The sequence below is a fragment of the Bradyrhizobium sp. 186 genome (assembly GCF_023101685.1).
GTDB lineage: Bacteria > Pseudomonadota > Alphaproteobacteria > Rhizobiales > Xanthobacteraceae > Bradyrhizobium.
In genome coordinates this window covers 734,793-761,721 of record NZ_CP082164.1, presented here as the reverse complement: position 1 = coordinate 761,721, position 26,929 = coordinate 734,793, and the positions used below count along the sequence as shown (strand labels likewise).

General features: G+C 62.5%; 22 protein-coding genes, 1 tRNA gene and 2 pseudogenes. 19 read left to right on the top strand and 6 right to left on the bottom strand.

All coding sequences use genetic code 11. The features are described 5' to 3' along the window. The first annotated feature begins 123 nt into the window (after positions 1-123). From IVB18_RS03425 to IVB18_RS03395, 7 genes are read left to right on the top strand one after another with little or no spacing between them, the layout of a single operon-like run. A complete protein-coding gene (locus IVB18_RS03425; RefSeq protein WP_247991949.1) occupies positions 124-444 on the top strand; it encodes a helix-turn-helix transcriptional regulator in 321 nt (106 codons plus the stop codon). After that, positions 444-2,459: a hydrogenase 4 subunit B gene (hyfB, locus tag IVB18_RS03420; RefSeq protein WP_247987934.1), complete on the top strand. Its 2,016-nt coding sequence runs from the start codon at positions 444-446 to the stop codon at positions 2,457-2,459. The genes IVB18_RS03425 and hyfB overlap by 1 nt, the downstream gene beginning before the upstream one ends. Next, positions 2,450-3,406, top strand: coding sequence for an NADH-quinone oxidoreductase subunit H (locus IVB18_RS03415; RefSeq protein WP_247987933.1), 957 nt, complete (start codon positions 2,450-2,452; stop codon positions 3,404-3,406). Before hyfB ends, IVB18_RS03415 begins: the two co-directional genes overlap by 10 nt. 5 nt (positions 3,407-3,411) lie before the next feature. Beyond that, on the top strand, positions 3,412-4,074 hold the full coding sequence (locus IVB18_RS03410) for a hydrogenase-4 component E (RefSeq protein WP_247991948.1): 663 nt from the start codon (positions 3,412-3,414) through the stop codon (positions 4,072-4,074). Then, complete coding sequence (locus tag IVB18_RS03405; RefSeq protein WP_247987932.1) at positions 4,071-5,522, top strand: hydrogenase 4 subunit F; 1,452 nt, start codon at positions 4,071-4,073, stop codon at positions 5,520-5,522. Before IVB18_RS03410 ends, IVB18_RS03405 begins: the two co-directional genes overlap by 4 nt. Positions 5,523-5,539: 17 nt before the next feature. After that, a complete protein-coding gene (locus IVB18_RS03400; protein WP_247987931.1) occupies positions 5,540-7,051 on the top strand; it encodes an NADH-quinone oxidoreductase subunit C in 1,512 nt (503 codons plus the stop codon). Positions 7,052-7,059: 8 nt separating this feature from the next. Next, positions 7,060-7,593 (top strand): NADH-quinone oxidoreductase subunit B family protein, encoded by a 534-nt coding sequence (locus tag IVB18_RS03395; protein ID WP_247987930.1) that lies wholly within the window; start codon positions 7,060-7,062, stop codon positions 7,591-7,593. A 609-nt stretch (positions 7,594-8,202) separates the two neighbouring features. On the opposite strand, the gene IVB18_RS03390 is transcribed toward IVB18_RS03395, so the two are convergent. Beyond that, on the bottom strand, positions 8,203-8,523 hold the full coding sequence (locus IVB18_RS03390; RefSeq protein ID WP_247987929.1) for a helix-turn-helix transcriptional regulator: 321 nt from the start codon (positions 8,521-8,523) through the stop codon (positions 8,203-8,205). 231 nt (positions 8,524-8,754) lie between these two features. On the opposite strand from IVB18_RS03390, the gene IVB18_RS03385 reads away from it, so the two are divergent. After that, on the top strand, positions 8,755-9,528 hold the full coding sequence (locus IVB18_RS03385) for a class I SAM-dependent methyltransferase (protein WP_247987928.1): 774 nt from the start codon (positions 8,755-8,757) through the stop codon (positions 9,526-9,528). Positions 9,529-9,835: 307 nt separating this feature from the next. On the opposite strand, the gene IVB18_RS03380 is transcribed toward IVB18_RS03385, so the two are convergent. Next, positions 9,836-9,912, bottom strand: a tRNA-Met gene (locus IVB18_RS03380). Between the two features lie 321 nt (positions 9,913-10,233). Here IVB18_RS03380 and IVB18_RS03375 point away from each other — a divergent pair. Both IVB18_RS03375 and IVB18_RS03370 read left to right on the top strand, forming a co-directional pair. Beyond that, positions 10,234-11,667 (top strand): coniferyl aldehyde dehydrogenase, encoded by a 1,434-nt coding sequence (locus IVB18_RS03375; RefSeq protein WP_247987927.1) that lies wholly within the window; start codon positions 10,234-10,236, stop codon positions 11,665-11,667. 139 nt (positions 11,668-11,806) lie between these two features. Then, a pseudogene (locus IVB18_RS03370) lies at positions 11,807-13,405 on the top strand (GMC family oxidoreductase N-terminal domain-containing protein). 162 nt (positions 13,406-13,567) lie between these two features. On the opposite strand, the gene IVB18_RS03365 reads toward IVB18_RS03370, so the two are convergent. After that, complete coding sequence (locus IVB18_RS03365; RefSeq protein WP_247987926.1) at positions 13,568-14,329, bottom strand: SDR family oxidoreductase; 762 nt, start codon at positions 14,327-14,329, stop codon at positions 13,568-13,570. Positions 14,330-14,436: 107 nt separating this feature from the next. On the opposite strand from IVB18_RS03365, the gene IVB18_RS03360 reads away from it, so the two are divergent. Next, a complete protein-coding gene (locus IVB18_RS03360; RefSeq protein ID WP_247987925.1) occupies positions 14,437-14,949 on the top strand; it encodes a CvpA family protein in 513 nt (170 codons plus the stop codon). Between the two features lie 127 nt (positions 14,950-15,076). Continuing rightward, positions 15,077-15,859, top strand: coding sequence for an SDR family oxidoreductase (locus tag IVB18_RS03355; RefSeq protein WP_247987924.1), 783 nt, complete (start codon positions 15,077-15,079; stop codon positions 15,857-15,859). A 58-nt stretch (positions 15,860-15,917) separates the two neighbouring features. On the opposite strand, the gene IVB18_RS03350 is transcribed toward IVB18_RS03355, so the two are convergent. Next, positions 15,918-16,394 (bottom strand): DUF3775 domain-containing protein, encoded by a 477-nt coding sequence (locus tag IVB18_RS03350; RefSeq protein WP_247987923.1) that lies wholly within the window; start codon positions 16,392-16,394, stop codon positions 15,918-15,920. 114 nt (positions 16,395-16,508) lie between these two features. Between IVB18_RS03350 and IVB18_RS03345 the strand changes: the two are divergent. Continuing rightward, positions 16,509-17,359 (top strand): annotated as a pseudogene (locus IVB18_RS03345) (MBL fold metallo-hydrolase). A 188-nt stretch (positions 17,360-17,547) separates the two neighbouring features. After that, positions 17,548-18,390, top strand: a complete 843-nt coding sequence (locus IVB18_RS03340) for a fumarylacetoacetate hydrolase family protein (RefSeq protein WP_247987922.1) — start codon at positions 17,548-17,550, stop codon at positions 18,388-18,390. Positions 18,391-18,986: 596 nt separating this feature from the next. On the opposite strand, the gene IVB18_RS03335 is transcribed toward IVB18_RS03340, so the two are convergent. Continuing rightward, positions 18,987-20,168, bottom strand: coding sequence for an IS110 family transposase (locus tag IVB18_RS03335; protein ID WP_247983422.1), 1,182 nt, complete (start codon positions 20,166-20,168; stop codon positions 18,987-18,989). Between the two features lie 134 nt (positions 20,169-20,302). Here IVB18_RS03335 and IVB18_RS03330 point away from each other — a divergent pair, with 134 nt between their 5' ends. The 5 genes from IVB18_RS03330 to IVB18_RS03310 all read left to right on the top strand — a co-directional run bounded on the left by IVB18_RS03330 (position 20,303) and on the right by IVB18_RS03310 (position 25,707). After that, complete coding sequence (locus IVB18_RS03330; protein ID WP_247987921.1) at positions 20,303-20,914, top strand: glutathione S-transferase family protein; 612 nt, start codon at positions 20,303-20,305, stop codon at positions 20,912-20,914. Positions 20,915-20,929: 15 nt separating this feature from the next. Then, a complete protein-coding gene (locus tag IVB18_RS03325; protein WP_247987920.1) occupies positions 20,930-21,799 on the top strand; it encodes an MBL fold metallo-hydrolase in 870 nt (289 codons plus the stop codon). A 148-nt stretch (positions 21,800-21,947) separates the two neighbouring features. Next, on the top strand, positions 21,948-23,096 hold the full coding sequence (locus tag IVB18_RS03320; protein ID WP_247987919.1) for an alpha/beta hydrolase: 1,149 nt from the start codon (positions 21,948-21,950) through the stop codon (positions 23,094-23,096). 68 nt (positions 23,097-23,164) lie between these two features. Then, positions 23,165-24,136, top strand: coding sequence for an iron exporter MbfA (mbfA, locus tag IVB18_RS03315; RefSeq protein ID WP_247987918.1), 972 nt, complete (start codon positions 23,165-23,167; stop codon positions 24,134-24,136). 98 nt (positions 24,137-24,234) lie between these two features. Beyond that, positions 24,235-25,707, top strand: coding sequence for an amidase (locus IVB18_RS03310; protein ID WP_247987917.1), 1,473 nt, complete (start codon positions 24,235-24,237; stop codon positions 25,705-25,707). A 117-nt stretch (positions 25,708-25,824) separates the two neighbouring features. Here IVB18_RS03310 and IVB18_RS03305 read toward each other — a convergent pair whose 3' ends face one another. Next, on the bottom strand, positions 25,825-26,913 hold the full coding sequence (locus IVB18_RS03305; protein ID WP_247987916.1) for a Zn-dependent alcohol dehydrogenase: 1,089 nt from the start codon (positions 26,911-26,913) through the stop codon (positions 25,825-25,827). Between the last annotated feature and the right edge of the window lie 16 nt (positions 26,914-26,929).

Genomic DNA, 26,929 nt, shown 5'->3' with positions numbered 1-26,929 from the left:
CTTCAAATGCATCCGTTAGAATAGATATCCTAGATATCATTTATTGACAATATTACATCATTAGTTAGGATACAAAAATCATGTTTGATATTGGCCGGGATCCCGACGGTGACGCAGATTTCGATGATCACGGCAGCTCAATTGCGGGCTGCCAGGCTGCTTCTCGGCATCGATCAGCGCCGGCTAGCAGCACTCTCCAAACTCTCCGTGCCTACAATCCAGCGAATGGAGGCAAGCCATACGATAGTCCGAGGCAATGTCGATTCGCTGGTCAAGTTAATTGCCGCATTCGACGCCGCCGGGATCGAGATGATCGACGAAGGAGCCGTCAGCAATTCGCAGGGACGAGGCGTGCGACTGAAGATGAATTCGGGTTCAGCTAAAGCCGATTTGGACAATCAGCCAGAACACAAAGCATCGAATCGAACGAGGGGCGGCGCTTGATGGCTCCCGTCGTTTTGCAGATGTCATGTGCCGCGGGATTGTTGGGGATCGCCGGGCTTGCGATCGTTCTGAGCCGCGCAAAGAGTTCCACGGCAATCGTTTACAGCGTCACTATGGCTGTTTCCCTGGTCGCATTGTTCGGGTCGATTCGCTATCTGGTCGGTGACGTTCTGAATGTCTCCGACCTGATCCTGCCGATCGGGCTGCCGTGGCTTGGCGCCCATTTCCGCCTGGATGCGCTGGCGGCGTTCTTCCTTGTCGTCGTCAATCTGGGAGGCGCATCGGCCAGCCTTTACGGTCTTGGCTATGGCCACCACGATCCGGCGCCGCACCGCGTCCTTCCCTTCTTCCCTGCCTTTCTGGCCGGGATGAATCTTGTGGTCCTGGCGGATGACGCGTTTTCCTATCTGCTTTGCTGGGAATTCATGTCGCTCGCCTCCTGGGCGCTGGTCATATCGCACCATCGTGAACCGGGCAACGCGAAGGCGGGTTATGTTTACCTGGTGATGGCAAGCTTCGGCACGCTCGCATTGCTGCTGGCTTTCGGCCTGCTGGCGGGACCGACGGGTGACTACGGATTCGCGGCCATCCGCGCCGCCCAACACACACCGTACGCCGCGGCATTGGTATTGATCCTGATGGTGCTCGGAGCCGGTTCAAAGGCCGGCCTTGTGCCGTTGCATGTGTGGCTGCCGCTCGCACATCCCGCCGCGCCAAGCCACGTTTCAGCGCTGATGAGCGGCGTCATGACCAAAGTCGCGATCTACGGCTTTATTCGCGTCATCTTCGACCTGCTGGGACAACCGATCTGGTGGGCAAGTGTGATCGTGCTGATCCTCGGTGGCATCACCGCCGTCATGGGAATCCTCTACGCCATGATGGAAAAGGATCTGAAGCGCCTGCTCGCGTATAGTACGATTGAAAACGTTGGGGTCATCTTTGCCAGCCTCGGCCTCGCCCTGGCTTTCCAGGCCAACGGGCTGAAGCTCGAGGCGGCGTTGGCCTTCACGGCGGCGCTGTTTCACGTTCTCAATCATTCCTTTTTCAAGAGCCTGCTGTTTTTCGGAGCCGGCGCGGTCCTGACCTCGACGGGCGAGCGGGACATGGACAGGCTGGGTGGTCTCATTCATCGCATGCCGCTCACCAGCTTCGTCGTTCTCGTTGGCTGCGTCGCGATCTCGGCATTGCCGCCCTTCAACGGCTTCGTTTCGGAATGGCTCATGTTCCAGGCCGTGCTGCAAAGTCCGGAGTTGCCGCAATGGGCGCTGAAGATCACGGTACCCGCTGTCGGCGCGCTATTGGCGCTGGCGGCTGCGTTGGCCGCGGCATGCTTCGTCAAGATGTTTGGCGTGACGTTTCTCGGGCGACCGCGCAGCACGGCCGCGCAAACCGCCCACGAGGTCGACCGTTACTCGCTCACTGCCATGTTCGTCCTCGCCGCCATCTGCTTACTGGCCGGAATCCTGCCGGGACTGGTGATCGATGCGCTTTCGCGGATCATGATCGAGATCCTCGGTGGCCGCATGCCGATCCAGGCCAATGAACCCTGGCTTTCAATCGTGCCGATTGCGGAGAGCCGCAGTTCGTACAACGGATTGCTGGTGATGCTATTCATCACGATATCGGCTTCCTTGGCCGTCTTCGTTATCCATCGCTTCGCCTCGCATGCGCTGCGGCGGGGACCCGCCTGGGGCTGCGGTTTCTCCGACCCGACGCCTGCGGCCCAATATTCGGCCGGAAGCTTCGCACAGCCGATCCGCCGTGTTTTCGGCACACTCGTGTTCCACGCCCGCGACCATGTCGACATGCCGGCACCCGGAGAAACCAGGCCGGCGCGGCTGCGGATCGAACTGCATGATCTGGTCTGGGAGGGAATGTATCAACCAATCGCGGGCGCGGTCAGCGTTTCAGCCGATCGGCTCAACCGCGTCCAGTTCCTGACCATCCGGCGATATCTCAGTCTCGTGTTTGCCACCCTCGTCACCTTGCTCCTGGTGCTCGCGATATGGTCGTGATCTCGGACATCGTGGTGCAGGGTGTGCAGATGCTGCTGGTGCTCGTGCTCGCGCCGCTGCTGACCGGCTTCGTGCGCAAGATCAAGGCGCGGTTGGTGCTGCGGCAGGGCGCGTCGGTCTTTCAGCCGTATCGCGACCTCCTGCGCTTGCTCCGCAAGGAGGTGGTGCTGGCCGACAACGCCTCGTGGCTGTTCCGCGTGACACCCTATGTGACCTTTGCCGCGATCTGGGTTGCCGCCGCCCTGGTGCCGACCTTTGCGACAGGGCTGCTGTTCAACTGGACCGCCGATCTGATCGCCATCGTTGCTCTGCTCGGAAGCGCGCGCTTCTTTCTGGCGCTCGCGGGAATGGACGTCGGCACCAGTTTTGGCGGCATCGGCTCCAGCCGCGAAGTCATGATCGCGGCACTGGCGGAGCCTGCGATGCTGCTGATTTTCTTTTGCATGGCGCTTGTTGCCGGCTCAACCCAGCTTTCAACGGTGGCCAATTTCATGGCGTCGTCCTATGTCGGACTACGGGTGTCACTGGGAATGGCGGTCATCGCACTGATCATGGTGGCGCTCGCCGAGAACGCGCGTATCCCGGTCGACAACCCGGCCACGCATCTGGAACTCACGATGGTGCATGAGGCGATGGTTCTCGAATATTCCGGCCGCCATCTCGCGATGATCGAATTCGGCGCGTTTCTCAAGCTCCTGCTCTACATCTCGCTGATCGCCTGCGTGTTCTTGCCCTGGAAGATCGCCCTGTTTGGCACCGGTTCATTGGCATACGCCGTTGGCGCCGGCGCCTATCTCGTCAAACTCGCTGCCGCCGGCTTCCTGCTCGCACTGTTCGAGACCGCCTCCGCCAAAATGAGAATTTTCCGCATTCCGCAATTCCTCGGGGCCGCCCTCATGCTGGGCTTGCTCGGAACCCTCCTCCTATTCGTATCGAGGAGTTTCTGATGCAGATGCACAGCCTCGCCTTCGATATCTCGCATACGCTCGCGGGCGGTCTCGTTCTGATCAGCTTCATGATGCTGTACCAGGACCGGCTTTATTCGCTGCTCAACGTCTTTGCCCTCCACGCCGTCGTGCTTGCGCTTTCCGTCGCCTGGCAAGCCTTTGTTCAGCACGCGCCTCATCTCTACATCACGGCGGCCATAGCCCTTGTGTTCAAAGCGATCGTCATTCCGGTGGCACTGCATCGCATCGTCAAGCAGCTCGGCATTCATCGCGACATCGAGTCAGCCGTGGGTATTGGCCCGACCATGCTGGCCGGGATGGCGTTGGTCGCGCTCTCCATGGTCCTGATGCTGCGCGTGACCGCCGAGGCCGATCCGCTGGCGCGCGAAGATCTCGCCTTCGCCCTGTCGGTCGTACTGCTCGGACTTCTGGTCATGGTGACGCGCCGCAACGCCGTCAGTCAGGTCGTGGGATTCATGTCGCTCGAGAACGGACTGGTGTTGGCGGCGACCGGTGCCAAAGGTATGCCGCTCGTCGTCGAGATCAGCGTGGCGTTCTCGATCCTGATCGCTTTCATCGTCATCGGCATCTTCCTGTTCCGAATCCGCGAACGCTTCGATTCTGTCGACGTTTCCACCCTGGATGACTACCGGGGCGAGCGCCGATGAACTTGCCCTCCTTCGATCCTGTGACGGCGGTGCTGCTGACTCCGATCGGCTCGGCGGCACTGCTGGCGATCCTGCCCGGCTACCGGCTGACGGCGCGGCTGAACGTCATTGCAAGCCTCGCGACCTTTCTATCGGCGCTTTCCCTCTTCGTCATCAACCGACCGCAGCCTGGGCCATACGTGCTGATCGACGATCTCAATATCGTTTTCATCGTGCTCAACACCTTCGTCGGATCGACGACCAGCATCTTCAGCGCGAGCTATATCGCGCACGAACTTGAGACAGGCCGGTTGACGCCGGTGTACCTGCGTTTCTATCATGCCATGTTCCAGACCATGATGTTCGGCATGAATCTGGCTTTCGTGTCGAACAATATCGGCCTGATGTGGGTCGCGGTCGAAATCGCGACGCTAACTACGGTGCTGATGGTCGGTATCTATCGCACGCACGCCGCCCTAGAAGCGGCGTGGAAATATTTTATCCTGGGCAGCGTCGGAATTGCGTTCGCCCTGTTCGGCACGATCCTCGTCTATATGGCGGCACGGCCGATCGTCGGCGAAGGTCAGGACGGCATGGTCTGGACGCTGTTGATGCAGCACGCTGCCGACTTCGATCCCGCCCTCCTCAATGTCGCTTTCATATTCCTGTTTCTTGGCTACGGAACCAAGGTTGGTGTTGCGCCGCTGCACGCCTGGCTGCCCGATGCCCACGCCGAAGGTCCGACCCCGATATCGGCCGTGCTATCGGGCCTGCTCCTGAACGTCGCGCTCTACGCGCTGCTACGCTTCAAGATCATGCTCGCCGCCAATCCCAACGCGATCGCCCCGGGGCCGCTGATGGTGACGATGGGACTCGTCTCGCTGGTTTTCGCGGCGTTCATGCTCTACCGCCGTCGCGACATCAAACGGCTGTTTGCCTACTCCTCGATCGAACACATGGGCATCATCGTGTTTGCGTTCGGAATGGGCGGCCCGCTCGCTAATTTCGCCGGACTCTTGCACATGGTGATGCACAGCCTGACCAAGTCGGCGATCTTCTACGCCGTCGGCCATATCTCGCAGATCAAGGGCACGCAGCGGATCAACAGGATCCGCGGTTTGACGGTCACCCACCCGGCGCTTGGCTGGGGTTTCGTAGTGGGCGTGGTCGCGATCGCCGGGCTGCCGCCGCTAGGCATCTTCATGAGCGAATTTCTCGTCGTGAGTTCGACCTTCGCGCGGCAGCCGCTGCTGGCGATCGTGCTGGTGTTCGGGCTTCTGCTGGCGTTTGGCGCATTGACGTTGCGCCTGACCAGCGTCGCCTTCGGCGCGCCTCGCGGCAGCACGGCGTCGGCGGAAGCTTCCTACCTGCCGATGTTTGCGCATCTTTCACTGGTTCTGGGCGCGGGAATCTATCTGCCGGCGCCGCTCGTCGTCTGGTTCCAGAACGTGGCTCGTCTCCTTGGATAGCGAAGGAATAACGCGACATGCCATCGCTGATTGACCTGATGCTGGAAGGCCGCAAGATCCAGCAGCATCATCCATGGCCGCGCGTCGTGGTCGATGCTGCCGTCTGGCAATTTGCAGCGAGCGAACTGGCACAGGGGCGCTGGACCCTCATTGGCCTCTGGGGTGAACCCTCGACCGTACACATGGCGATCATGGACCGGGATACGACTGATATCGCGGTCGTCAGCCTGGATTGCCCCAATCTCGTTTACCCTTCCGTCGGCAAATACCATCCGCCGGCGCTTCGGCTGGAGCGCACGGTCAGCGATCTGTTCGGATTGTCGGCGCAAGGCTTGCCCGACACCCGCCCCTGGCTCGATCACAACCGCTGGGGCGTGCGCTCCCCGCTGGGAAATCGAATCGACGGGCTGGCGACGACTTCGCCCTACCGCTTCCTGCCGGCGGAAGGCGATGGCCTGCACCAGATTGCGGTCGGTCCGGTGCACGCCGGCATTATCGAACCCGGACATTTCCGGTTCACCGCCAGCGGCGAAACCGTGGTCCGGCTGGAACAGCGGCTGGGATACACCCACAAGGGTATCGAAGGGCTGATGCGAGGTGCCAGCATCGAGCGCGCCGCGCAACTCGCCGGACGTGTATCGGGCGATAGCACCGTCGCCTATGCCTATGCGTTTTCGAAAGCCGCCGAGGCCGCCCTGCAATTGGAGGTGCCAGATCGCGCGGTCTGGCTGCGGGTGCTGCTGGCCGAACTTGAGCGGCTTGCAAATCACCTCGGCGACATCGGCGCGATCTGCAACGACGCGTCGTTCGGCTTGATGCAGGCCCACTGCAACGTGCTGCGCGAGGACATTCTCCGCGCAGCCAACACAGCCTTCGGTCACCGCCTGATGCGGGACGTCATCGTTCCCGGAGGGGTGGTTCGCGATCTCGACGAAAAGGGGCAGGCAAGCATCCGTGCGGCGCTCGATAATGTCCATGTTCGCTTTCCCGTCTTGGTCGAACTCTACGACAACACCGCTTCGCTCCAGGATCGTACCGTCGACACCGGCATCGTCACGGCGGTGCTGGCAAAACAATACGGTGCGGGAGGCTATGTGGGTCGCGCGTCCGGGAGGACGTTCGATGCCCGTCGCGCTCCCGGCTATCCGCCGTATGGCGAGCTGCGTTTCGAGGTGCCGGTGCTCGACGAGGGTGACGTCAATGCCCGCATCTGGATCCGGATTCGGGAAGTCGAGCAGAGTCTTTCCTTGGTAAATCAGGTTCTGGAGCGGCTTCCCGGCGGCCCGCTGAGCGTACCGATCGCCTCCGTGGCGGGGCCACGCGAGGGCATGGCGCTGGTCGAAGGTTTCAGGGGCGACATCCTGGTCTGGCTCCGGATCGACGGTGGCCGGACCGACCGCTGCCATCTTCGCGATCCATCCTGGTTTCAATGGCCGCTGCTCGAAGCGGCCATCGAAAACAACATCGTCGCCGACTTCCCGCTCTGCAACAAATCGTTCAACTGTTCCTATTCCGGGCAGGACCAGTAGGAGAGACGATGCGCAAACTTCTCTTTCAAAGTTTGTTCCGGGGCCCGCTCACGGAGCAGGCTCCCGCGCTCGACGAGGCCGCCGTCGAAGAACTCGCCACGGCCTTGCAGCGTGCCGCACGGCGACGGCTCGGTAGAAGCCTCTCGATTCGCGAAATCGATGCCGGGTCATGCAATGGTTGCGAGCTGGAGATCCATGCGCTGAGCAATGCCTATTACGATGTCGAACGTTTTGGTATCCGCTTCGTCGCCTCGCCACGCCACGCCGACGTTCTCTTGGTCACGGGGCCCGTGACCAAAAACATGCGCGATGCACTGGAGCGAACCTATCATGCGACCCCGGACCCGAAATGGGTCATTGCCCTCGGAGACTGCGCACGAGATGGCGGGTGTTTTGCCGGCAGCTACGCGGTGGTCGGAGGGGTCTCGCAAATCGTTCCCGTCGATCTTCATATTCCGGGCTGTCCGCCACCGCCCGTTACGATTTTGCAGGGACTTCTTTCCCTGCTCGATCGAACGGCAAAAAGCGCCACTTCCGCTTGAGGGCTCTGCAGACGACTTCGGCTATTCCAAGCCGGCTTGATCGCGGGGTGCGTTCATGCCGCAATAGTCCTTATGATCACTCCGTTGGTGGCCCTTTTCGTACAATATCGGGATAATGATTCCAGCGTATCCGGTCGCACCCCGGTGGTCTCATTGATCTCGTTGCTGCCATTGATCTACGTGGTGTTCGCCGCAGGGGAGCCTGACAAAGCACCGCTATGTTACATTGACGACTACGCGAATCCGCCACGCTTCGCACCCGATGTCGTCTTCCGAGCCGGATCGTTCAGCCGGCATGCTCGCCATCTGTCTCTTTCTTGCATCTCTCGGATGCGCGTCGTTTGCCCTGTAGCTGCCTCCCGACATCCTTGTGGCGCTGAACGGGCATCTCGGCCCCTGCGCTGCCGCGCCCATATTGTGGTCGGCGCTGATGAGCGTCTGCGTGGCCAGTTTCGAAGCAAACGCACATGCCGCGACCGGCGCCGCGTATTGATTTTGATTATGCAGTCTGAGCGTCTTAGGGCGCCAAAGTCCGCTTGCGAGAATATTTTCTTTGAGCGCTTTTCATCGTCTTCGATCCGGAAATCCGTTGTTCGAGAACCACGTTATTTATCGAGTCCGCTCCAAAGTCCGCCGCGGCGAGGGCTTGGACTGCTTCACGTTCTTCATCTTTGGCTTTGTAACGTGTTCCCTGAGGCGAACGCCGCGGCCACCGGCTGAGCTCGTAACGCCCGGATTGATCAATTCGATCCCCGCATTCTCCAGCGCGGAAACCAGCTTCATCAGAGAATCGACGTTCCCGCGGATAACGCCGTCGCTCGCTTCCATGCGCTGGATGGTAGGGACTGAAAGATCTGCAAGATCGGCAGTTTGCCGCTGATCTATATTCAGGAGCGCACGGGCCGCCCTGAGTTGGTTGGCCGTAATCATGAAATGGCCGCCTCCAGTGGGATTTGCATTCGATACATCTATGCTATCCAAATTATTGTTTCAAGCATCAGTTTAGATGCAAAATATATCAACTGAAAATTTGATTCATTAGAACGAACCGAGGGTGTCGAGCCCGTGCACCCGATTTTCTCTCAAGGATACGGAAACATTATGTGCAATTCCCGAAACAATTGGCGTACCGCGCATCACATGATAATAGATGTTTGGTGCATGTATTATAATGCTCAACTCTTACCGTGGTTGTCTGCCGTGAAATTGCTGGGACGTTATCAAGGCAGGAACGGGCAGATCGAAATCGTTGAGTGTTCCTGGGACGGAACACGCGTGTACTTCGAGGAAGGCGTCAGGCAAAGCCAGGCAACGCCCGATGGCGAAAGCGTATTCACCTACGTCAAGCTCATGGATGAACTACTGTCGTGCTCCGAACAAATCCTCGTTTTGGGCTGCGGCGGAGGAAATCTTGCGACAAGACTGTCGCGTCTTGGGAAGAGGTTGACCATCGTCGACAACAACCCGATCAGCTTCGTACTTGCACACAAGTTTTTCGACCTGCCGGACGAATTGCCCTGCATTGTCTCCGACTTTCGGAAATTCGTGCTCGATGATCGCACCTACTACGACGGCATTGCGGTCGACGTCGGTGGACCGGGATTTCGGTTTACGGATGAGTTCGATGCCGAGACCTGCGACGCAATCCGCTCGCGCTTGGCACCGGGCGGCCGGATAGTGATGAACGTGATGGTGTCAAACGACATTGATCCGACGCCTGACCGGATCGCCGCTCGGCTTGCCGGTGAGGAACTGCGGACATGGATCGTTGATGAGCAAGGCATCGAGGACCGGAATGCTGTCATCGCCTGCATGCCCGGGAAAACGCTGGGTTCGCGGGCGGCGCTCGATCGTGTCATGCGCTATAGTCATGAACGGTGGGCTATCCGCCGAGGAAGATTGCGGAACCGCGATCTCTCCTTTGGATCGTGCTAATGTTGTAGCATCCGGCAGACCGACGCGACGAAGGTAAGTGCGCCGTGGATGATGATCCGTCTGGCGGCGTCGGCCGGCCCCGTGTGAGCGAAGCGGTCCCCGGATACAACGGCAAGTCGCGGCGTATGCCTTGCGGTGCCGAACCAACCGGAGGCACACCCACATCCGGACACGTCGCCTGCCGACTGCGCTTGGTTGCGGGTGATTTGAACCTGTGAGCCAAGTGATTGATGTCATTGCGATTGGACACTGGGCCAAAAGACAAACCCGGCAATCTATTGAGATTGCCGGGTTTCTTTTACCAACTTGGTTGCGGGGATAGGATTTGAACCTATGACCTTCAGGTTATGAGCCTGACGAGCTACCGGGCTGCTCCACCCCGCGTTAAACCGTTGCGCGCCTTCGCCAAAATGCCGGGGACGATGGATGAGGGCCGGCGCTGCTCGCGTGGCTTGCTCTCGCGTCCCAAAGGCTTCCTTGGAAGGCAACCCCGGGGCAAAGCCCGTCGGGTGCGGGCGGTATGTACCAACCCGGGCTGCCTTTGGAAAGGGCTGCGGGGACGTTTTTTTCGACTTTATGACAGGCAGATGGGCCGAATTTCGGCCCGTTCGGCGCGCTCTTGCCAGAAGTTCCACAAAGGGCCAGCCTGCGGCAGCAAAACAGCGGAAAAACATCATTTTAGGGAGCAACGCCTTGGAGCCATCCTTGGACCGATCCCTGACCAGCGCCCCGCTGCGGGCGCTCGAGGACGCCTTCCATGCCATGGTCGCGCGGTCGCGGGCCGAACCGGCCGCGACGATGGCCGAGCGGCTCGACCGGCTGGCGCGGCTGCGCGCGGTGGTCGCCGATAACGAGGAACGCTTCCGGCAGGCGATCTCGGCCGATTTCGGCCACCGCTCGGCTGTGGAGACGACCATCGCCGAGACGATGCTGGTATTCTCCGAAATCCGGGATGCGACCAAACATTTGAAAACCTGGATGGCGCCGCGGCGGGTGGCGACCGCGCTGCAATTCCTGCCCGCGCGCAACCGGCTGATCCCGCAGCCGCTCGGCGTGGTTGGCATCATCGCGCCCTGGAATTATCCGCTCCAGCTCACGCTCGCGCCCGCGATCGGCGCGCTCGCCGCCGGCAACCTCGTCATCATCAAGCCGAGCGAGCTGGTCCCTCACTTCTCGGCGCTGCTGAAGGAGATGGTCGCCCAGAGGTTCGATGCCACGGAGATACTCGTCACTGGTGTCGAGGACGAGATCGCAAAGGCCGTTGCGAGCCTGCCGTTCGATCATTTGGTGTTCACCGGATCGACCCGGGTCGGGCGGCTGGTCGCGGAGGCCGCGGGGCGCAATCTCACGCCGGTGACGCTCGAGCTTGGCGGCAAGTCGCCGGCAATCATCGATGCGTCCGCCGATCTCGACGAGGCGGCCGAGCGCATCGCCTACGGCAAGCTGCTCAATGCCGGGCAGACCTGCATCGCGCCGGATTATTTGCTGGTGCCGGAGCGCTCGTTGCAGGCCATCGCCGAGAAGGTGCGCGCGCAGATGCGGCGCATGTTCGGCACCGATCCCGCCAACAAGGATTACACCTCGATCATCTCCGACCGGCATTATGCCCGGCTCGAAGGCCTCGTCGCGGACGCGGCACAGCGCGGCGCCAAGATCCTGCAACCGGCAAAGCCCGACGATCCCAACTGGAAGGCGCATCGCAAATTCCCGCCGACGCTGATCGTCGGCGCGACCGAAGCGATGGCGGTGATGCAGGAGGAGATCTTTGGGCCCGTGCTGCCGGTGCTGGGCTATCGTGAGCCGGCTGAGGCGATCGCCTTCGTCAACCGGCGCGACCGGCCGCTGGCGCTGTACTGGTTCGGCAAGGACCGCACCGCGCGCGACGAGGTGCTGTCGCGCACCGTCTCCGGCGGCGTCACGGTCAACGACTGCCTGTTCCACTTCACGCAAATCAACCAGCCGATGGGCGGCGTCGGCGCCTCCGGCACCGGCGCCTATCACGGCGAGTGGGGTTTTCGCACGTTCAGCAAGCTGAAGCCGGTGTTCTACCGCTCGAAATTCAACCGCCTCGCCGACCTCTATCCGCCCTATGGCGGCAAGATCGCGCGGTTGGAGAAGCTGATGCGGTTCATGTCGTAGCCACCCGTCATTCCGGGGCGCGCGCCAGCGCGAACCCGGAATCCATCTCGCCACCAATCATGCGGATGGATGGATTCCGGGTTCGCGCTGCGCGCGCCCCGGAATGACGAGAAGAGGAAAATTGCAGGGGGAAACATAAGTGACCAATACATTCGATTTCGTCGTCGTGGGCGCGGGCTCGGGCGGCTGTGCTGTGGCGGGACGTCTGTCGGAGGACGTGGGAACATCGGTGGCGCTGCTCGATGCCGGCGGTGCTTGCGACAACTGGGTCGTGACCACGCCGGGCGCGCTGGTGCTGATGGTGGCGGGCACCGTCAACAACTGGGCCTTCAACACCGTGCCGCAGAAGGGGCTGAACGGCCGCATTGGCTACCAGCCGCGCGGAAAAGGGCTCGGCGGCTCCTCGGCGATCAACGCCATGGTCTATATTCGCGGCCACCGCTCCGACTACGACCACTGGGCTTCGCTCGGCAACACCGGCTGGGCCTATACGGACGTGCTGCCGTATTTCAAGCGCGCCGAGAATAATTCCGATTTCGACGGCGCATATCACGGCAAGGACGGCCCCCTCGCCGTCAACAAGCTGCGCTCCGGCAATTCGGTGCAGCAGATCTTCCTGCAGGCAGCGCAAGAAGGACAGTTCCGCCTCCGCGAGGATTTCAACGGCGACGACCATGAAGGCCTCGGCATCTACCAGGTGACGCAGAAGAACGGCGAGCGCTGGAGCGCGGCGCGCGCCTATGTCCATCCGCACATCGGCAAGCGCGCCAATTTGCGCGTCGAGACGCAGGCGCATGCCACGCGCATCCTGTTCGAGGGCAGGCGCGCGGTCGGCGTCGAGTACCGGCAGGGCAAGGAATTGAAACAGCTTCGCGCGCGACGCGAGGTGATCTTGGCCGCCGGCGCGTTCCAGTCGCCGCAGCTGCTGATGCTGTCAGGCGCCGGCGATGCGGCCACGCTCGGTGAACACGGCATTGAGAGCTTGCATCATCTGCCAGGCGTCGGACAGAATTTGCAGGATCATCCCGACTTCATCTTCGGCTACATGTCCGACAATCCCAATTTCGCGGGCATCTCGCTCAAGGGCATGCCGCGGCTGATCCGCGCCATCCTGCAATACCGCAGGGAACGGCGCGGCCCCCTCACCTCCAACTTCGCCGAATGCGGCGGCTTCCTGAAGACGCAGCGCAACCTCGCCATTCCCGATATCTAGTTGCATTTCGGCATGGCCATGGTCGACGACCACGGCCGCAAGCGCCATGGCGGCACCGGCTTCTCCTGTCACGTCTGCCTGCTCAGGCCGAAGAGCCGCGGCAACGTTTCGCTTGCAAGCCGCGATGCGATGCAAGCGCCGCTGATTGACCCGAATTTCCTTGGCGAAGCGGATGATCTGGAGACCATGGTCGCGGGCTTCAAGACCACGCGCCGCCTGATGGAGACGCCTTCGCTACGCGCGCTCCAGACCAAGGACATGTTCACCGCCAACGTGCGTACCGACGACGACATCCGCGCACTGCTGCGCGAGCGCGTCGACACCGTCTATCACCCCGTCGGCAGCTGCAAGATGGGCACCGACGCGATGGCCGTGGTCGATCCGGCGTTGAAGGTGCACGGCGTCGAAGGCTTACGCGTTGTGGACGCTTCGATCATGCCGACGCTGATCGGCGGCAACACCAATGCGCCGACCATCATGATCGGCGAGAAGGCGGCGGATATGATCCGGGCGGAGATGCGGTAGTTCTTCTCCCTCTCCCCGTTCTTACGGGGAGAGGGTTGGGGTGAGGGGCCTCTATCCGCGAAAACGGTGAGAGGCGGACTCGCGGAGAGTCCCCCTCACCCGCATCGCATCTTCGATGCGATGCGATCTCTCCCCGCAAGCGGGGCGAGGTGAAGAAAGAGTTCAATTCAACAAGAACCCGCCATCCACCGTCACCACACTCCCCGTCATGTACCGCGATGCCTTCGACGCCAGCAGCAGGATGGCGCCGTCGAGATCGGACTCGGCGCCGACGCGGCGCTGCGGGATGCGCTTGGTCAGACGCTCGCCGGGCGGTGTCGACCAGAACGCGTGGTTCATCTCGGTGTCGATATAGCCGGGCGCGAGTGCGTTGATGCGGATGTTTTGCCCTGCAAGCTCCAGTGCCATTGCCTTGGTCGCCTGGAGGATGCCGGCCTTGGAGATCGCGTAGGGTGAGACCGCCTTCAGGACGCCGGTGCCGAGCACGGAGGCGATGTTGACGATGTTGCCTTCCTGCTGGCGCGCGATCATGCGCCGCGCGACTTCGGTCGCGAGGAAATAGGCGCCCTTGAGATTGGCGCCGATCACCGCGTCCCAATCAGCTTCGGTCTGCTCGGTCGCAAGCTTCTCGATGGCGATGCCGGCATTGTTGATCAGAACCGTGACGGGGCCGAGCGCGGCTTCCGTTGCATCAACCGCCCTGGCGATCGAGGCGGTGTCGGTGACATCGAGCGCGACCGCCGCCGCACGGCCGCCCTTGCCGCGGATCTCCTCTTCGAGACTCTTCAGCTTGTCCGTTTGCCGCGCCGCGAGCGCGACGGCTGCGCCATGTGCCGCCAAAACCCGGGCAAACTGCCGCCCCAGCCCCTGGCTCGCGCCGGTCACGAGGACGGTTTCTTGACTGACGTCGAATAAGTCTGACATTGGCGCAACCCTTGAGCTTTTGGAGCCCATCAATACAGACGATTTTAGCGATCTGAAACCGGAATGATCGGTTCGGCGTTCATTCGTTCCATGGCAGGCTCCCGCTCATGAACAGCTTCGATCTCGCGGTCTATGCGGCGCTCGCGATCGCGGTCGGTTTCGGTTTCAGGACCGGCCTGCTCCGCAGCGCCATGACCATCCTCGCCTATCTCCTCGCCGCGCCCATCGCGGTTGCGCTGATGCCGCTCATTGCACCGCAGATTACCAGCAATCCGAACTCGCCGCTGCTGCAGAACTGGATATGGTTCTTCGGCATCTTCGTGGTGGTCGGCATGCTGTTCGGGCATATCGGCCGCATCGCGCTGAACGACACCATCGGCGAGGCCGGTATCGGCGACCGCCTCGGCGGCGCCGCGCTCGGTGCCATCAGGGTCGGCCTTGTCGCGACCACGCTGGTGCTGGTGTTCGACCGGATCGTGCCGGCCAACCACCAGCCGCCCTTCCTCGCCGGCTCGCATCTGCGGCCGCTGTTCTCGACGGTCGGCCAGATGGGCTTCAAGTCGCTGCCGCCGGAGGCTGCGGCCACGATCGACCGCCTCAAGCAGGAACGGCGCATCTGATCAGGCGCATTTGCATCGCCGCGCAAGCGCGCATGCATTTTGATGCGAGCCCGTCCCTTATCAGCGGCGCCAAGGTTCGATAGAGTGGCGGCATCGAAAACCTGCCTGACATTACGGGAGTGAAACAGTGGATCTTGGGATCAAAGGTCGCCGCGCCATCGTCTGCGCATCCAGCAAGGGCTTGGGGCGCGCCTGCGCCATCTCGCTTGCCGAAGCGGGCGTTCATGTCACGCTGACTGCGCGCGGCGCCGAGGCCTTGAAGAAGACGGCCGACGACATCCGCAAAGCCTATCCGGACGTGACAGTCACCGAGATCGTCGGCGACATCACGACGCCGGCGGGCCGCGAGGCCGTGCTGAAGGCCTGCCCCGAGCCGGACATCCTGATCAACAACGCCGGCGGGCCGCCGCCCGGCGACTTCCGCAACTGGACCCGCGACGACTGGATCAAGGCGATCGACGCCAACATGCTGACGCCGATCGAGCTGATCAAGGCGACCGTGGACGGCATGATGGCGCGCAAGTTCGGCCGCATCGTCAACATCACCTCGGCCGCGGTGAAAGCGCCGATCGACATCCTCGGCCTCTCCAACGGCGCACGCGCCGGCCTCACCGGCTTCATCGCTGGCCTCTCGCGCAAAACGGTGATCAACAACGTGACCATCAACGGCCTGCTGCCGGGCCCGTTCGAGACCGATCGTCTGCGCGGCACCGCAAAGGCCGAAGCCGAGAAGCGCGGCATCACGCCGGATCAGATCCTGGCCGAGCGCGCCAAGCTCAACCCCGCGGGCCGCTTCGGCGATCCCGACGAGTTCGGCTATGCCTGCGCCTTCCTGTGCGGCTCCCGGGCCGGCTTCATCACGGGCCAGAACATTTTGCTCGATGGCGGCGCCTTCCCCGGGACGCTGTAACCGCGATTGCAGGTGCTCTCCCTCGCCCCTGCAAGCGGGGCGAGGTGAACAATGACGATCACCGCTGTTTCGTCAGCTCATCCTCGTCCCGTTCGCTGGGACCGGAGGAATCAGCGGTGGTCCGCTCGTCGGTCCAGTCGATGCCGAGTTCGTCGAGCCCGTCGGCCAGCAGATCGCCCAGCATCGGCTCGCCCAGCAGATATTGCACCGCTTCGCGACGAGGAGCCTTGTATTCGGCGCGCGCCTCGAGCGCGCGGGCGCGCAAATCGTCCCACTCATCGACGGAGCCATCGCCGCGGCCAAGCCACATCAGCGTAATGAGGTCGAGCTGCTCGTCCTCGTTCATCGCGCTGATGAAGCCGGCCAACTCGCGTGCGACCGGATCCGAATTGGTGTCCTCGAGAACGTCGATCTCATCATCGTCGGGGGGATTCGAGCCCGAGTCCGGATCGGACGCCGCTTCCTTGACGTCGAATTCGCGGGCCTTTTCGATGATGAAGGCGACCTTTTCGGCGGAAATCGCAAGCTCTGGCATCGTCTCGCTCCTGGGTTCCCGCGACAACGCGGCACGCCGTCAGATGATCCATTGCGATCAGGCGCGGAAAACCGCATCTTTCGGCGCCAAAGCAAGAACATGGGGATACGCCGCATGCAGTGGAAGGTCGGCAGGGTCAAAATCACCAGGGTGGTGGAATTGGAGACGGTCGGCTCGACCCGCTTCATCCTGCCGTTGGCGAGCAACGAAGAAATCCAGAAGCTGCCTGGCTGATTCCGGATTTCGCCACCGAAGAGGGCCGGCTGAAAATGTCGATCCACTCGCTGGTGGTGGAAACCCCTCACCGGCGCATCGTGGTCGATACCGGCCTCGGCAACGACAAGCAGGGCCGCAATGTCCCGACCTGGAATAACCGCACCACGCCGTTCCTGGAGACGATGATGGCGGCAGGCTTTGCTCCCGACAGCATCGACACCGTGCTGTGCACGCATCTTCACGTCGACCATGTCGGCTGGAACACGAAGCTCGTCGACGGCAAATGGGTGCCGACCTTCCCGAAGGCGCGCTACGTCTTCGGCAGGACCGAATACGAGCATTGGCGCGACCATTCGACCGAGCCGGACAAGCAGGCCGTGTTCAACGATTCCGTGAAACCGATCGTTGCTGCCGATCGGGCCGAGCTGATCCCGGGCGACCATCGGCTCTGCGAGGAGATCCGCATGATCCCAACGCCGGGTCACAGCCCGGGCCACATGAGCATCCTGATCCAATCGGACGGCGAGCAGGGGCTGCTCACCGGCGACGTCGCACACCACCCCTGCCAGATGGCGCATCTCGGCTGGTCCTCGACCGCGGATTCCGACCAGACACAATCGGCCGTGACGCGGCGCGAATTGTTCGGTCGGTTTGCCGACACGCCGACGCTGGTGATCGGCGGGCATTTTTCCGCCGGGCACATCAGGCGGGACGGGGACGCGTTCAGGTTTGTGGCGCTGCAATCGTAGGGTGGGCAAAACGAAGCGTGCCTACCATCCCCAGACGACCAAGAGAATTGGTGGGCACGTCGCTTCGCTCCTTTGCCCACCCTACAAAGGAGGGGCTGCAATGCGGCACGCTTTGAGCGGTTGAATTTCCCGCCGCCCTGTTCCATGAAGCTATTCAACCGATCGGTCCATCCCAGGGAGAAACGAGAATGAAGCTTGTTCGTTACGGCGAAAAGGGTGCGGAAAAGCCCGGCCTGATCGACAAATCCGGCCAGGTGCGCGACCTGTCGGCGCATGTGAAGGACCTGACCGGCGAGGCCTATTCGCCTGATACCCTGAAGAAGCTGGCCGCCATCGACCCGGCCTCGCTGCCCGCCGTCTCCGGCAAGCCGCGGTTCGGCGCGCCCGTCACCGGTATCTCGAAATTCGTCGCGATCGGCCTCAACTACAGCGACCACGCCAAGGAAACCGGCGCTGCGATCCCGACCGAGCCGATCATCTTCATGAAGGCGAACACGTCCCTCTCTGGCCCGAACGACGCGGTCGAGAAGCCGCGCGGCTCGACCAAGCTCGACTGGGAAGTCGAGATCGCCGCGATCATCGGCACCCGCGCCAAATATGTCTCGGAAGCTGACGCGCTGAATTACGTCGCCGGCTATTGCGTCTGCAACGACGTGTCCGAGCGCAACTTCCAGACCGAACGCCTGGGTCAGTGGACCAAGGGCAAGTCGCACGACACGTTCGGCCCGGTTGGACCGTGGCTCGCCACCAAGGACGAGATTAAGGACGTGCAGAACCTGTCGATGTGGCTCGACGTCAACGGCCAGCGCCGCCAGACCGGCTCGACCAAGACCATGATCTTCTCGATGGCCAAGTGCATCTCCTACGTCTCGCAGTTCATGACGCTGCTGCCCGGCGACATCATCACCACGGGCACCCCGCCCGGTGTCGGTCTCGGCATGAAGCCGCCGACCTTCCTCAATGTCGGCGACATCGTGACGCTCGGCATCGAGGGCCTCGGCGAGCAGCGCCAGGAGATCGTTGCGGCGTAGGCGATCACCACCACCGCCACACCGTCATTGCGAGCGAAGCGAAGCAATCCAGAATCCCTCCGCGGCGACAGCCTGGATTGCTCACATGGGGAATGTGTGTGTCAAGGATGAGCAGTCACCTTTTTGTTCGACTGCAGCCACCTCTTCGTCCCGACCGCGGGTTCTGCAGGATGGCGCGCGCAGATCAAGTCAAGGCCGGCCTGTTAGGGCCGCCGCGAAGCGGCTTGGCCTTGAGTTGAGCGAGCACGCCATCATGCTTGGTGCGTTGGGCCGATAGGAGCTCCTCGCGTTGGCGGTTCTGTCAGGGCATCTGCCATCCTCGCATTTGCGATCCAAGGGTCGAGCCGGTTCGACGATCTGGGTTGCTTGCCAGATCAAACTCACATTCGGTCGTCGCACAAGGCGACTGCACCACGATTCCGCTTGCGGCGGGCAGGCTCGAGAGGACGAGGCCATTCTTCGTTGCGGCGTTTGAAGCCATGCAATCCATCGGTTCGTCCACCCGGATCTTCCGAGACTGATCGGGCCTCGGCAGATGGGTTATGGTTCTTTCGTTGCGCGCGGGCGGCGAAGCACGCCGCTTGGTGCGGTCCGGATCAGGCGGCGGGCTTCATCACGGCCCCCTCGATGGTCTCGCCCGCGGTGACATACTTCCACAAGGTCACGAGAAGCTTGCGCGCCAGCGCCACGATCGCGCGCTTGCGGCCTTGCGGGCTTCGCTCCTTGAACCAGCGCGTCAGGGCCGACTGCGGCTGGTGACGTATCCACAGCCAGGCGAGCTGGATCATTGTGGTCCGCAGCCTGGGATTGCCGGCCTTCGACACGCCCTGCTCGTGCCGGATGCCTCCGCTTTGCCACGGCGTCGCCGCAAGCCCCGCATAGGCGGCGACCTGGCGGCGGTTGGAGAACTGCCGGTAGAACGCCTCCGACCAGAGCACGGCCGCAAAGTTGGCGCCGAGCCCTTTCAAGGCCAGCAGCATCGCCACCGGATCCGGCGCGACCTTGTCTGCAGCGTTCTTGTCTGCAGGCTTCCGGGCTGCGGCCAGCAGAGCATCTCGCGCGGCCTCGACCGCCTTGATCTGTTCCAGAAGCAGTTCGACCCGATCGAGCTCGCGGCCGATCTGCGCCTTCAAATGCGAAGGCAGCTCCCGCCCGTCGCCCGTGCGCAAGGCCTCAAGCCGCGCCCGCCGATTGCGCCGCAGCGGCACGTAGTCGGATATCCCCTGCGCGAACAGAAGACCCTTGATCCGGTTCACATGCGTGATGCGCTCGGCGATCAGCGTCGCTCGTTCGCGACACAGCCTGCGCCGGTCCTCCTCTTCAGGCGAGGGCGCAACCACCATCGCACAGACCCGCGGCTCGCCGCGCTTGTAGGCCAGAAGCGCCCGCAACAGCGCCTCGCCATCGAGCCTGTCAGTCTTGGCCCGCCGCCGCCGTCGCGACGTCGCAATCGAGGCGGGATCGACCACGTGGCTCTCAATGCCGTTCTGTTGCAGAACACGGTGCAGCCAGAACCCGTCCAGCCCAGCTTCCTGGATCGTGATGATCGGATAGCTCTCGCGGGTCCTGGCCTCCGCCTTGCGCCTGAGTTCCGCAAACAGCTTCATCAGCTCAGCCGTATCGCCGGCCGTGACGCTGTGCCTGGACATCTTCTCGCCCGTACCAGGCGAAAGTGACGTAATCACCCACGTCGAACGGCTCAGTTCCAAAGACACAAAAATTGCGCCAAACTGCGTCCGGATAGCGGTCGGTCCGTCGGAAGGATGATCGAGCAACATCGTCGTCTCCAGGTTGAGGGGGTCAGCAACCTCAGTCTGGCCTCAGACCTGGTCGCTATCCACTCCCCATGGAATCTTCGTCGCTTTGCTCCTCGCAATGACGAGACAAATCGGTTCATTGACGGATACTTGAAATGAAACTCACCTTCTCCGCCGCCTCACCCTTCGCGCGCAAGGTGCGCATCGCTGCGATCGAGCTCGGGCTGATCGACAAGATCGAATTCACGCCCGCGACCGTTGCACCGGGGCAGGCCAACGAGGACTATTCGCGCATCACGCCGTTGAAGAAGCTGCCGGTGCTGATCACCAATGACGGTGACGTGATCCTCGATTCCTACGTCATCGTCGAATATCTCAACGAGATGGTCGGCGGCAGCCTGATCCCGGATTACGGTCCGCGGCGCTGGAAGGCCAAGACCAACCACTCCCTGATCAACGGCATGCTCGATTCCATGCTGCTCTGCCGCTACGAGAAGATGGTGCGGCCGCAAGGCCTGCAATGGCAGGCGTGGTCGGACGACCACTGGAACCGGGCCTGGACCGGAATGGCGCGCTTCGAGAGCATGCCTGATGTCCTCAACGGGCCGTTCGACATCTCGCAAATCGGCCTCGTCTGCGTGCTCGGCTATGCCGATTTCCGCTTCGCCGACTGCGGCTGGCGCAAGGCCTATCCGAAGCTCGACGCCTTCCACCAGAAGATGCTGGAGCGGCCCTCCGTGAAAATCTCGGTGCCGCCGGCTGCGTAAATCGCGGGAGTTCTCATGAGCCTCAAATTCTCGGTCGGCGATCTTACCATTCATCGCGTCATCGAGCAGGAGACAACCTTCCTGCCGGCGCTGGAGATGTTGCCCGGGCTGACACCGGAGGTGCTGGCCGAGAACCGCGCATGGATGCGTAAGGCGAAAGCGCTGGACGAGCAGGATACGCTGATCCTCTGCTTCCAATCCTATGTGATCAAGACGCCGCACCACACCATCCTGGTCGACAGCTGCATCGGCAACGACAAGCCGCGGCCGCAGCGGCCGAAATGGAACATGAAGACGGACGACACCTATCTGCGCGGGCTCGCCGGCGCCGGCTTTTCCGTTGACGACATCGACTTCGTGATGTGCACGCATCTCCACGTCGATCACGTCGGCTGGAACACGCGGCTCGAGAACGGCCGCTGGGTGCCGACCTTCCCGAAGGCGCGCTACGTCTTCGCCAAGCAGGAGTTTGACCATTGGTCGGCTCAGAACGCGAAGGCGGAAGTGCCGCCTTTCGTGGACAGCGTGCTGCCGGTGGTCGAAGCCAAGCGGCACGAGATCGTCGGCAACGATCATCAGATCGGCGATCACGTCCGCATCCTGCCGACACCGGGCCACACGCCCGGCCACGTCGCCTTCACCTTCGGCCGCGGCAAGGATGACGCTGTCTTCAGTGGCGATCTCATGCATTCGCCGATCCAGACGCTCTATCCGGAGATGTCAGTGAAGTTCGACGTCGACCAGGCGCGGGCGGCGACCACGCGCCGCAGCTTCCTGGAGCGCTATTGCGACACCGACACACTGTGCTGCACCGCGCATTTCCCGTCACCGTCGGTGGGGAAGATCAAGCGCAAGGGCAACGGGTTTGTCTGCGCTGCGGCGTAGCGCCGGGATTTCCTGTTTCTTCACGTCATGGCCGGGCTTGTCCCGGCCATCCACGTTCTTACAATCCGACGGCAACGAAGAACATGGATGGCCGGAACTTTGTGAAGACGCGCTTCGCGCTTTTGTCCGGCCACGACGAGGAAACATTATGTCCGATCTCCCCGACATCCCCCTGCCCGCCGGTATTCGCTCGCGCTACGTCGATGGCATCAATGGCTTGTGCATGCATGTGCTGGAGGCCGGCTTCGAGACCAAGGGCCGCCCTTGCGTCCTGCTGTTGCATGGTTTTCCGGAGCTCGCTTTCTCCTGGCGCAAGGTGATGCCGGCACTGGCCGCCGCCGGCTATCACGTGATCGCGCCGGACCAGCGCGGCTATGGCCGCACCACCGGATGGGACGCCGATTACGACGGTGATCTTGCGCCGTTCCGCCTCTTCAACCTGGTCCGCGATGCGCTCGGGCTGGTGTCGGCGTTCGGCTACAAGCAGGTCGACGTGGTCGGGCATGATTTCGGAAGCCCGGTCGCGGCGTGGTGCGCGCTGATGCGGCCCGACGTGTTCCGTTCGGTGGTGATGATGAGCGCGCCGTTCGGCGGATCGCCGCCGCTGCCGTTCGATACCGCCGACGCGATAGCGAAGCCGCAGGCCGTGGATCCCGTGCATCGCGAGCTCGCCGCGCTGCCGCGGCCGCGCAAGCATTACCAATGGTACTATTCGACGTTCGACGCCAACGCCGACATGCATCGTGCGCCGCAGGGGCTGCACGCTTTCCTGCGCGCCTACTACCATCACAAGAGCGCGGACTGGGCTGACAACAAGCCCTATCCGCTCAAGTCATGGTCGGCGGGAGAGCTGGCAAAGCTGCCGACCTATTATGTGATGGACCTCCACGAGACCATGGCGGAGACAGTCGCGAAGGAGATGCCCTCGCCGGCCGATATCGCCGCCAATGGCTGGCTGCCGGACAGCGAGCTCGCGTACTACAGCGCCGAATATAGCCGCACCGGATTCCAGGGCGGGCTGCAATGGTATCGATGCGGCACTTCAGGCGATTTCAACAACGAGCTTCAGCTGTTCAGCGGCCGGACCATCGACGTGCCCTCCTGCTTCATCGCCGGCCGGCAAGACTGGGGCATCTATCAACGCCCTGGCGTGATCGAGGCGATGCAGGCCAGCGCCTCCACCAACATGCTCGGCTGCCATCTCGTCGACCGTGCCGGCCATTGGGTGCAGCAGGAGCAGCCGGCCGAGGTGAGCCGGTTGCTGCTCGACTTTCTGGCCAAGGCCCGCACCGCGTGATTTGACCTGGGAACAAGGGCGCCTTATATAGTTTAGAATTATTCTAAACTAGTGGGACAGGTCCATCCGTGAAGAACTTTGCCGATTTGACCGAGCGCGAGGTGCTTGCGGTCGCGATTTCCTCCGAGGAGCAGGACAGCCGCATCTACATGACCTTCGCCGAAGATTTGAGGGAACGCTACCCGGACACGGCAAAGATCTTCGAAGAGATGGCCGAGGAAGAGCGCGGTCACCGGCATCGCCTGCTAAAACTCTACGAAGAACGCTTCGGCCCGCATCTGCCGCCGATCCGCCGCGATGACGTCAAAGGCTTTTTGCGGCGGCGCCCGATCTGGCTGACCAAGAACCTGCCGCTCGACACGATCCGGAAAGAAGTCGAGACCATGGAGCTCGAGGCCGAGCGCTTTTACGTGAAGGCCGCCGAGCGGGCAGAGGATGTCGGCGTACGCCGCCTGCTCGGCGATCTCGCCGAGGAAGAGAAACACCACGAGAATCGCGCCGTCGCGCTCACCGACGAGTTCCTGAAGCCCGACGTGCGCGCCGAAGAAGACCGCACGCGTCGGCGGATGTTCGTGCTGCAATATGTCCAGCCGGGTCTCGCCGGCCTGATGGACGGCTCGGTCTCGACGCTGGCGCCGCTGTTCGCCGCCGCCTTCGCCACCCACCAGAACTGGCAGACGTTTCTGGTCGGCCTCGCCGCCTCGATCGGCGCCGGCATCAGCATGGGGTTTGCGGAAGCACTGTCTGATGACGGCTCGCTGACCGGCCGCGGCTCGCCCTGGCTTCGCGGCATCACCTGCGGGGCGATGACAACGCTCGGCGGGCTCGGCCACACCCTGCCTTATCTCGTGCCGGACAGCTGGCCGAACGCATTCTGGATCGCGACGGGAATCGCCGGCGTCGTCGTGTTCTTCGAATTGTGGGCGATCGCCTTCATCCGCGCGCGCTACATGGACACGCCATTCCTCCAGGCGGTGTTCCAGATCGTGCTCGGCGGCGCCATCGTGCTGGCGGTGGGGATATTGATCGGGGCGGCGTAAGCCTCCACATCGGTTCGCATGGCAATCGCGATCAAACGGCGGTTGCGGCGTTTGGCCAAACTGCGCATCATCTCGTCAATGAAGCGCAGGAGCACGTCGTGGCCAACTCGGAATGGAGTTTCAAGAGCGCGGTCGAGCTGTCGGCCGCGTTGATCGCGAAGAAGGTCTCCGCGGTCGAGCTCACGCAGGACGCGATCGATCGCATCGAACGTCACGACGGCAAGGTCAACGCAATCTGCGTCCGCGATTTCGACCGCGCGCTCGGCGCGGCTCGCGAAGCAGATGCGGCGCTGGCGCGTGGCGAGCGGAAGCCGCTGCTCGGCCTCCCCATCACCGTGAAGGAATCCTTCAATCTCGCAGGCCTGCCGACGACTTGGGGCTGGACGCCGCAGAAGGACTTCATGCCGGCGGAGGACGCGCTCTCGATCGCCCGGGTGAAGAACGCAGGCGGCGTTATCCTCGGCAAGACCAACGTTCCCGTTGGGTTGGCGGACTGGCAGAGCTACAACGACATCTACGGCACGACGAACAACCCGTTCGATCTCGGCCGCACGCCCGGCGGCTCATCGGGCGGCTCGTCTGCGGCGCTCGCGGCAGGTTACGGACCACTCTCGCTCGGGTCCGACATCGGCGGCTCGTTGCGTGTGCCCGCCTTCCATTGCGGCGTCTATGCTCACAAGCCGACCTACAATCTTTGTCCAACGCGTGGCCATACGCCGCCGCCATTTCCAGCGATCCCGATGGAGCGCGATATGGCGGTGATCGGTCCGATGGCACGGAGTGCGGCCGATCTGACCCTGCTCCTGGACGTGATGGCGGGCCCCGATCCGTTGGACCAGGGCATCGGATACAAACTCGCGCTGCCGGATGCGCGACACCGCAAGCTGGGGGATTTTCGCCTGCTGGTGATCGACAGCCACCCGTTGCTGCCTGCGAATGCCGATGTTCGTGGCGCGATCGAGACGCTCGCGGGACAAGTGTCGAGCGCAGGCGCGAGCATAGCGCGCGAAAGCCCGCTGTTTCCCGACTTTACGGAAGCCTCTCGCCTCTACATGCGCATGCTGATGAGCTTTCTCGGCGCCTTCCTTCCGCCGGACATTCTCGCCAGCGCGCGTGCCGGCGCGGCGCAGCTCTCACCTGACGACAAGAGCCTTTCTGCCGAGCGGCTGCGCGGCATGACCAGCACACACCAGGCCTGGGTATTCGACGAGGGGGCGCGTGCCGGGCTGCGCGCGCAATGGCGGCAATTGTTCAAGACATTCGATGCGGTGATTTGCCCGATCATGCCGACCCCGGCCTATCCCCATGATCATTCACCGCAGCAGGAGATGCGCCGGATCAATATCGATGGCAAGGACCATGTCTATCCGGATCAGCTTGCCTGGCCCGGCATCGCCACGCTGACGGGCCTGCCGGCAACCGCCGTTCCGCTCGGTCTATCGAAGGAAGGCCTGCCGGTCGGCGTCCAGATCATCGGCCCATTCCTCGAGGACCGCACGCCGTTGAAGCTCGCCGAACTGATGGAGCGCGAGTTCGGCGGGTTCGTGCCGCCGAAGATGTTTGATGATTGATGTCATGCCCCGCGAAGGCGGGGCATCCAGTACTCCGCGGCAGTAGTTGGTTCACACAACAGCCGCCGCGGCGTACTGGATCGCCCGGTCAAGCCGGGCGATGACACCTAGGTTGGTTCAACTATCAAACATGATCACGCTGCGCAGCGTCTTGCCGGCTTTCATGTTGGCAAAGCCTTCGTTGATCTCGGACAGCTTCAGCTTGGCCGAGATCCAGTCCTCCAGATGCAGTCGGCCACGCAGGTAGAAATCAATCAGGCGCGGCATGTCGACGCGAAAATGGTTCGAGCCCATCGAGGAGCCCTGGATCCTGCGTTCGCGCAGGAAGTCGAAGCCGTGCAGCTCGATCTTCTGGCCGAACGGGATCATGCCGACGATGGTGGCGGTGCCGCCCGCGGCGAGCATGGCGAAGGCCTGCTCCGCGGTTTCCTTGCGGCCAAGCACCTCGAAGGAATGCTGCACGCCGCCATTGGTGAGATCGCGCACCTGCTTGACGATGTCGCCGTCGGCGGGATTGATGATGTCGGTGGCACCCAGCTTGGTCGCGAGCTGGAGTTTTGCGAGATTGGTGTCGATGGCGATGATGCGGCCGGCGCCGGCGATCTGCGCGCCGTTGATCGCGGCCATGCCGACGCCGCCGCAGCCGATCACGGCCACGGTTTCGCCAGCCGTCACCTTCGCGGTGTTCACCACCGCGCCGTAGCCGGTGATGACACCGCAGCCGATCAGCGCGGCAAGATCGAGCGGCATGTCCTTGCGGATCTTCACGATAGCGTTCTCGTGCACCAGCATCTGCTCGGCGAAGGACGAGAGGTTGAGGAACTGGTGCAGCTTCTCGGAGCGAGACCATTGCATCCGGTCGGAAGCGCCCGGCAGCATCTTCACCGTGGTGTCGGTGCAGAGCACGGTGCGGCCCGTGGCGCAGTTGTCGCAAGTGCCGCAGAACACCGAGAGACAAGTGACGACGTGATCGCCCGGCTTTACATAGGTGACGTCGGAGCCGACCTGCTCGACCACACCGGCGGACTCATGGCCGAGCACCGCGGGCAGCGGATGCGGATAGAGGCCTTCCATGAAATGCAGATCGGAATGGCAGAGGCCCGCGACCGCCGTGCGGATCAGGACCTCGCGCGGGCCGGGCTTCGGCAGGCTGACATCCTCGATGACCAGCGGCTGGTTGACTTCATAGAGGACGGCGGCCTTCATCGAGCACTCCCTATCG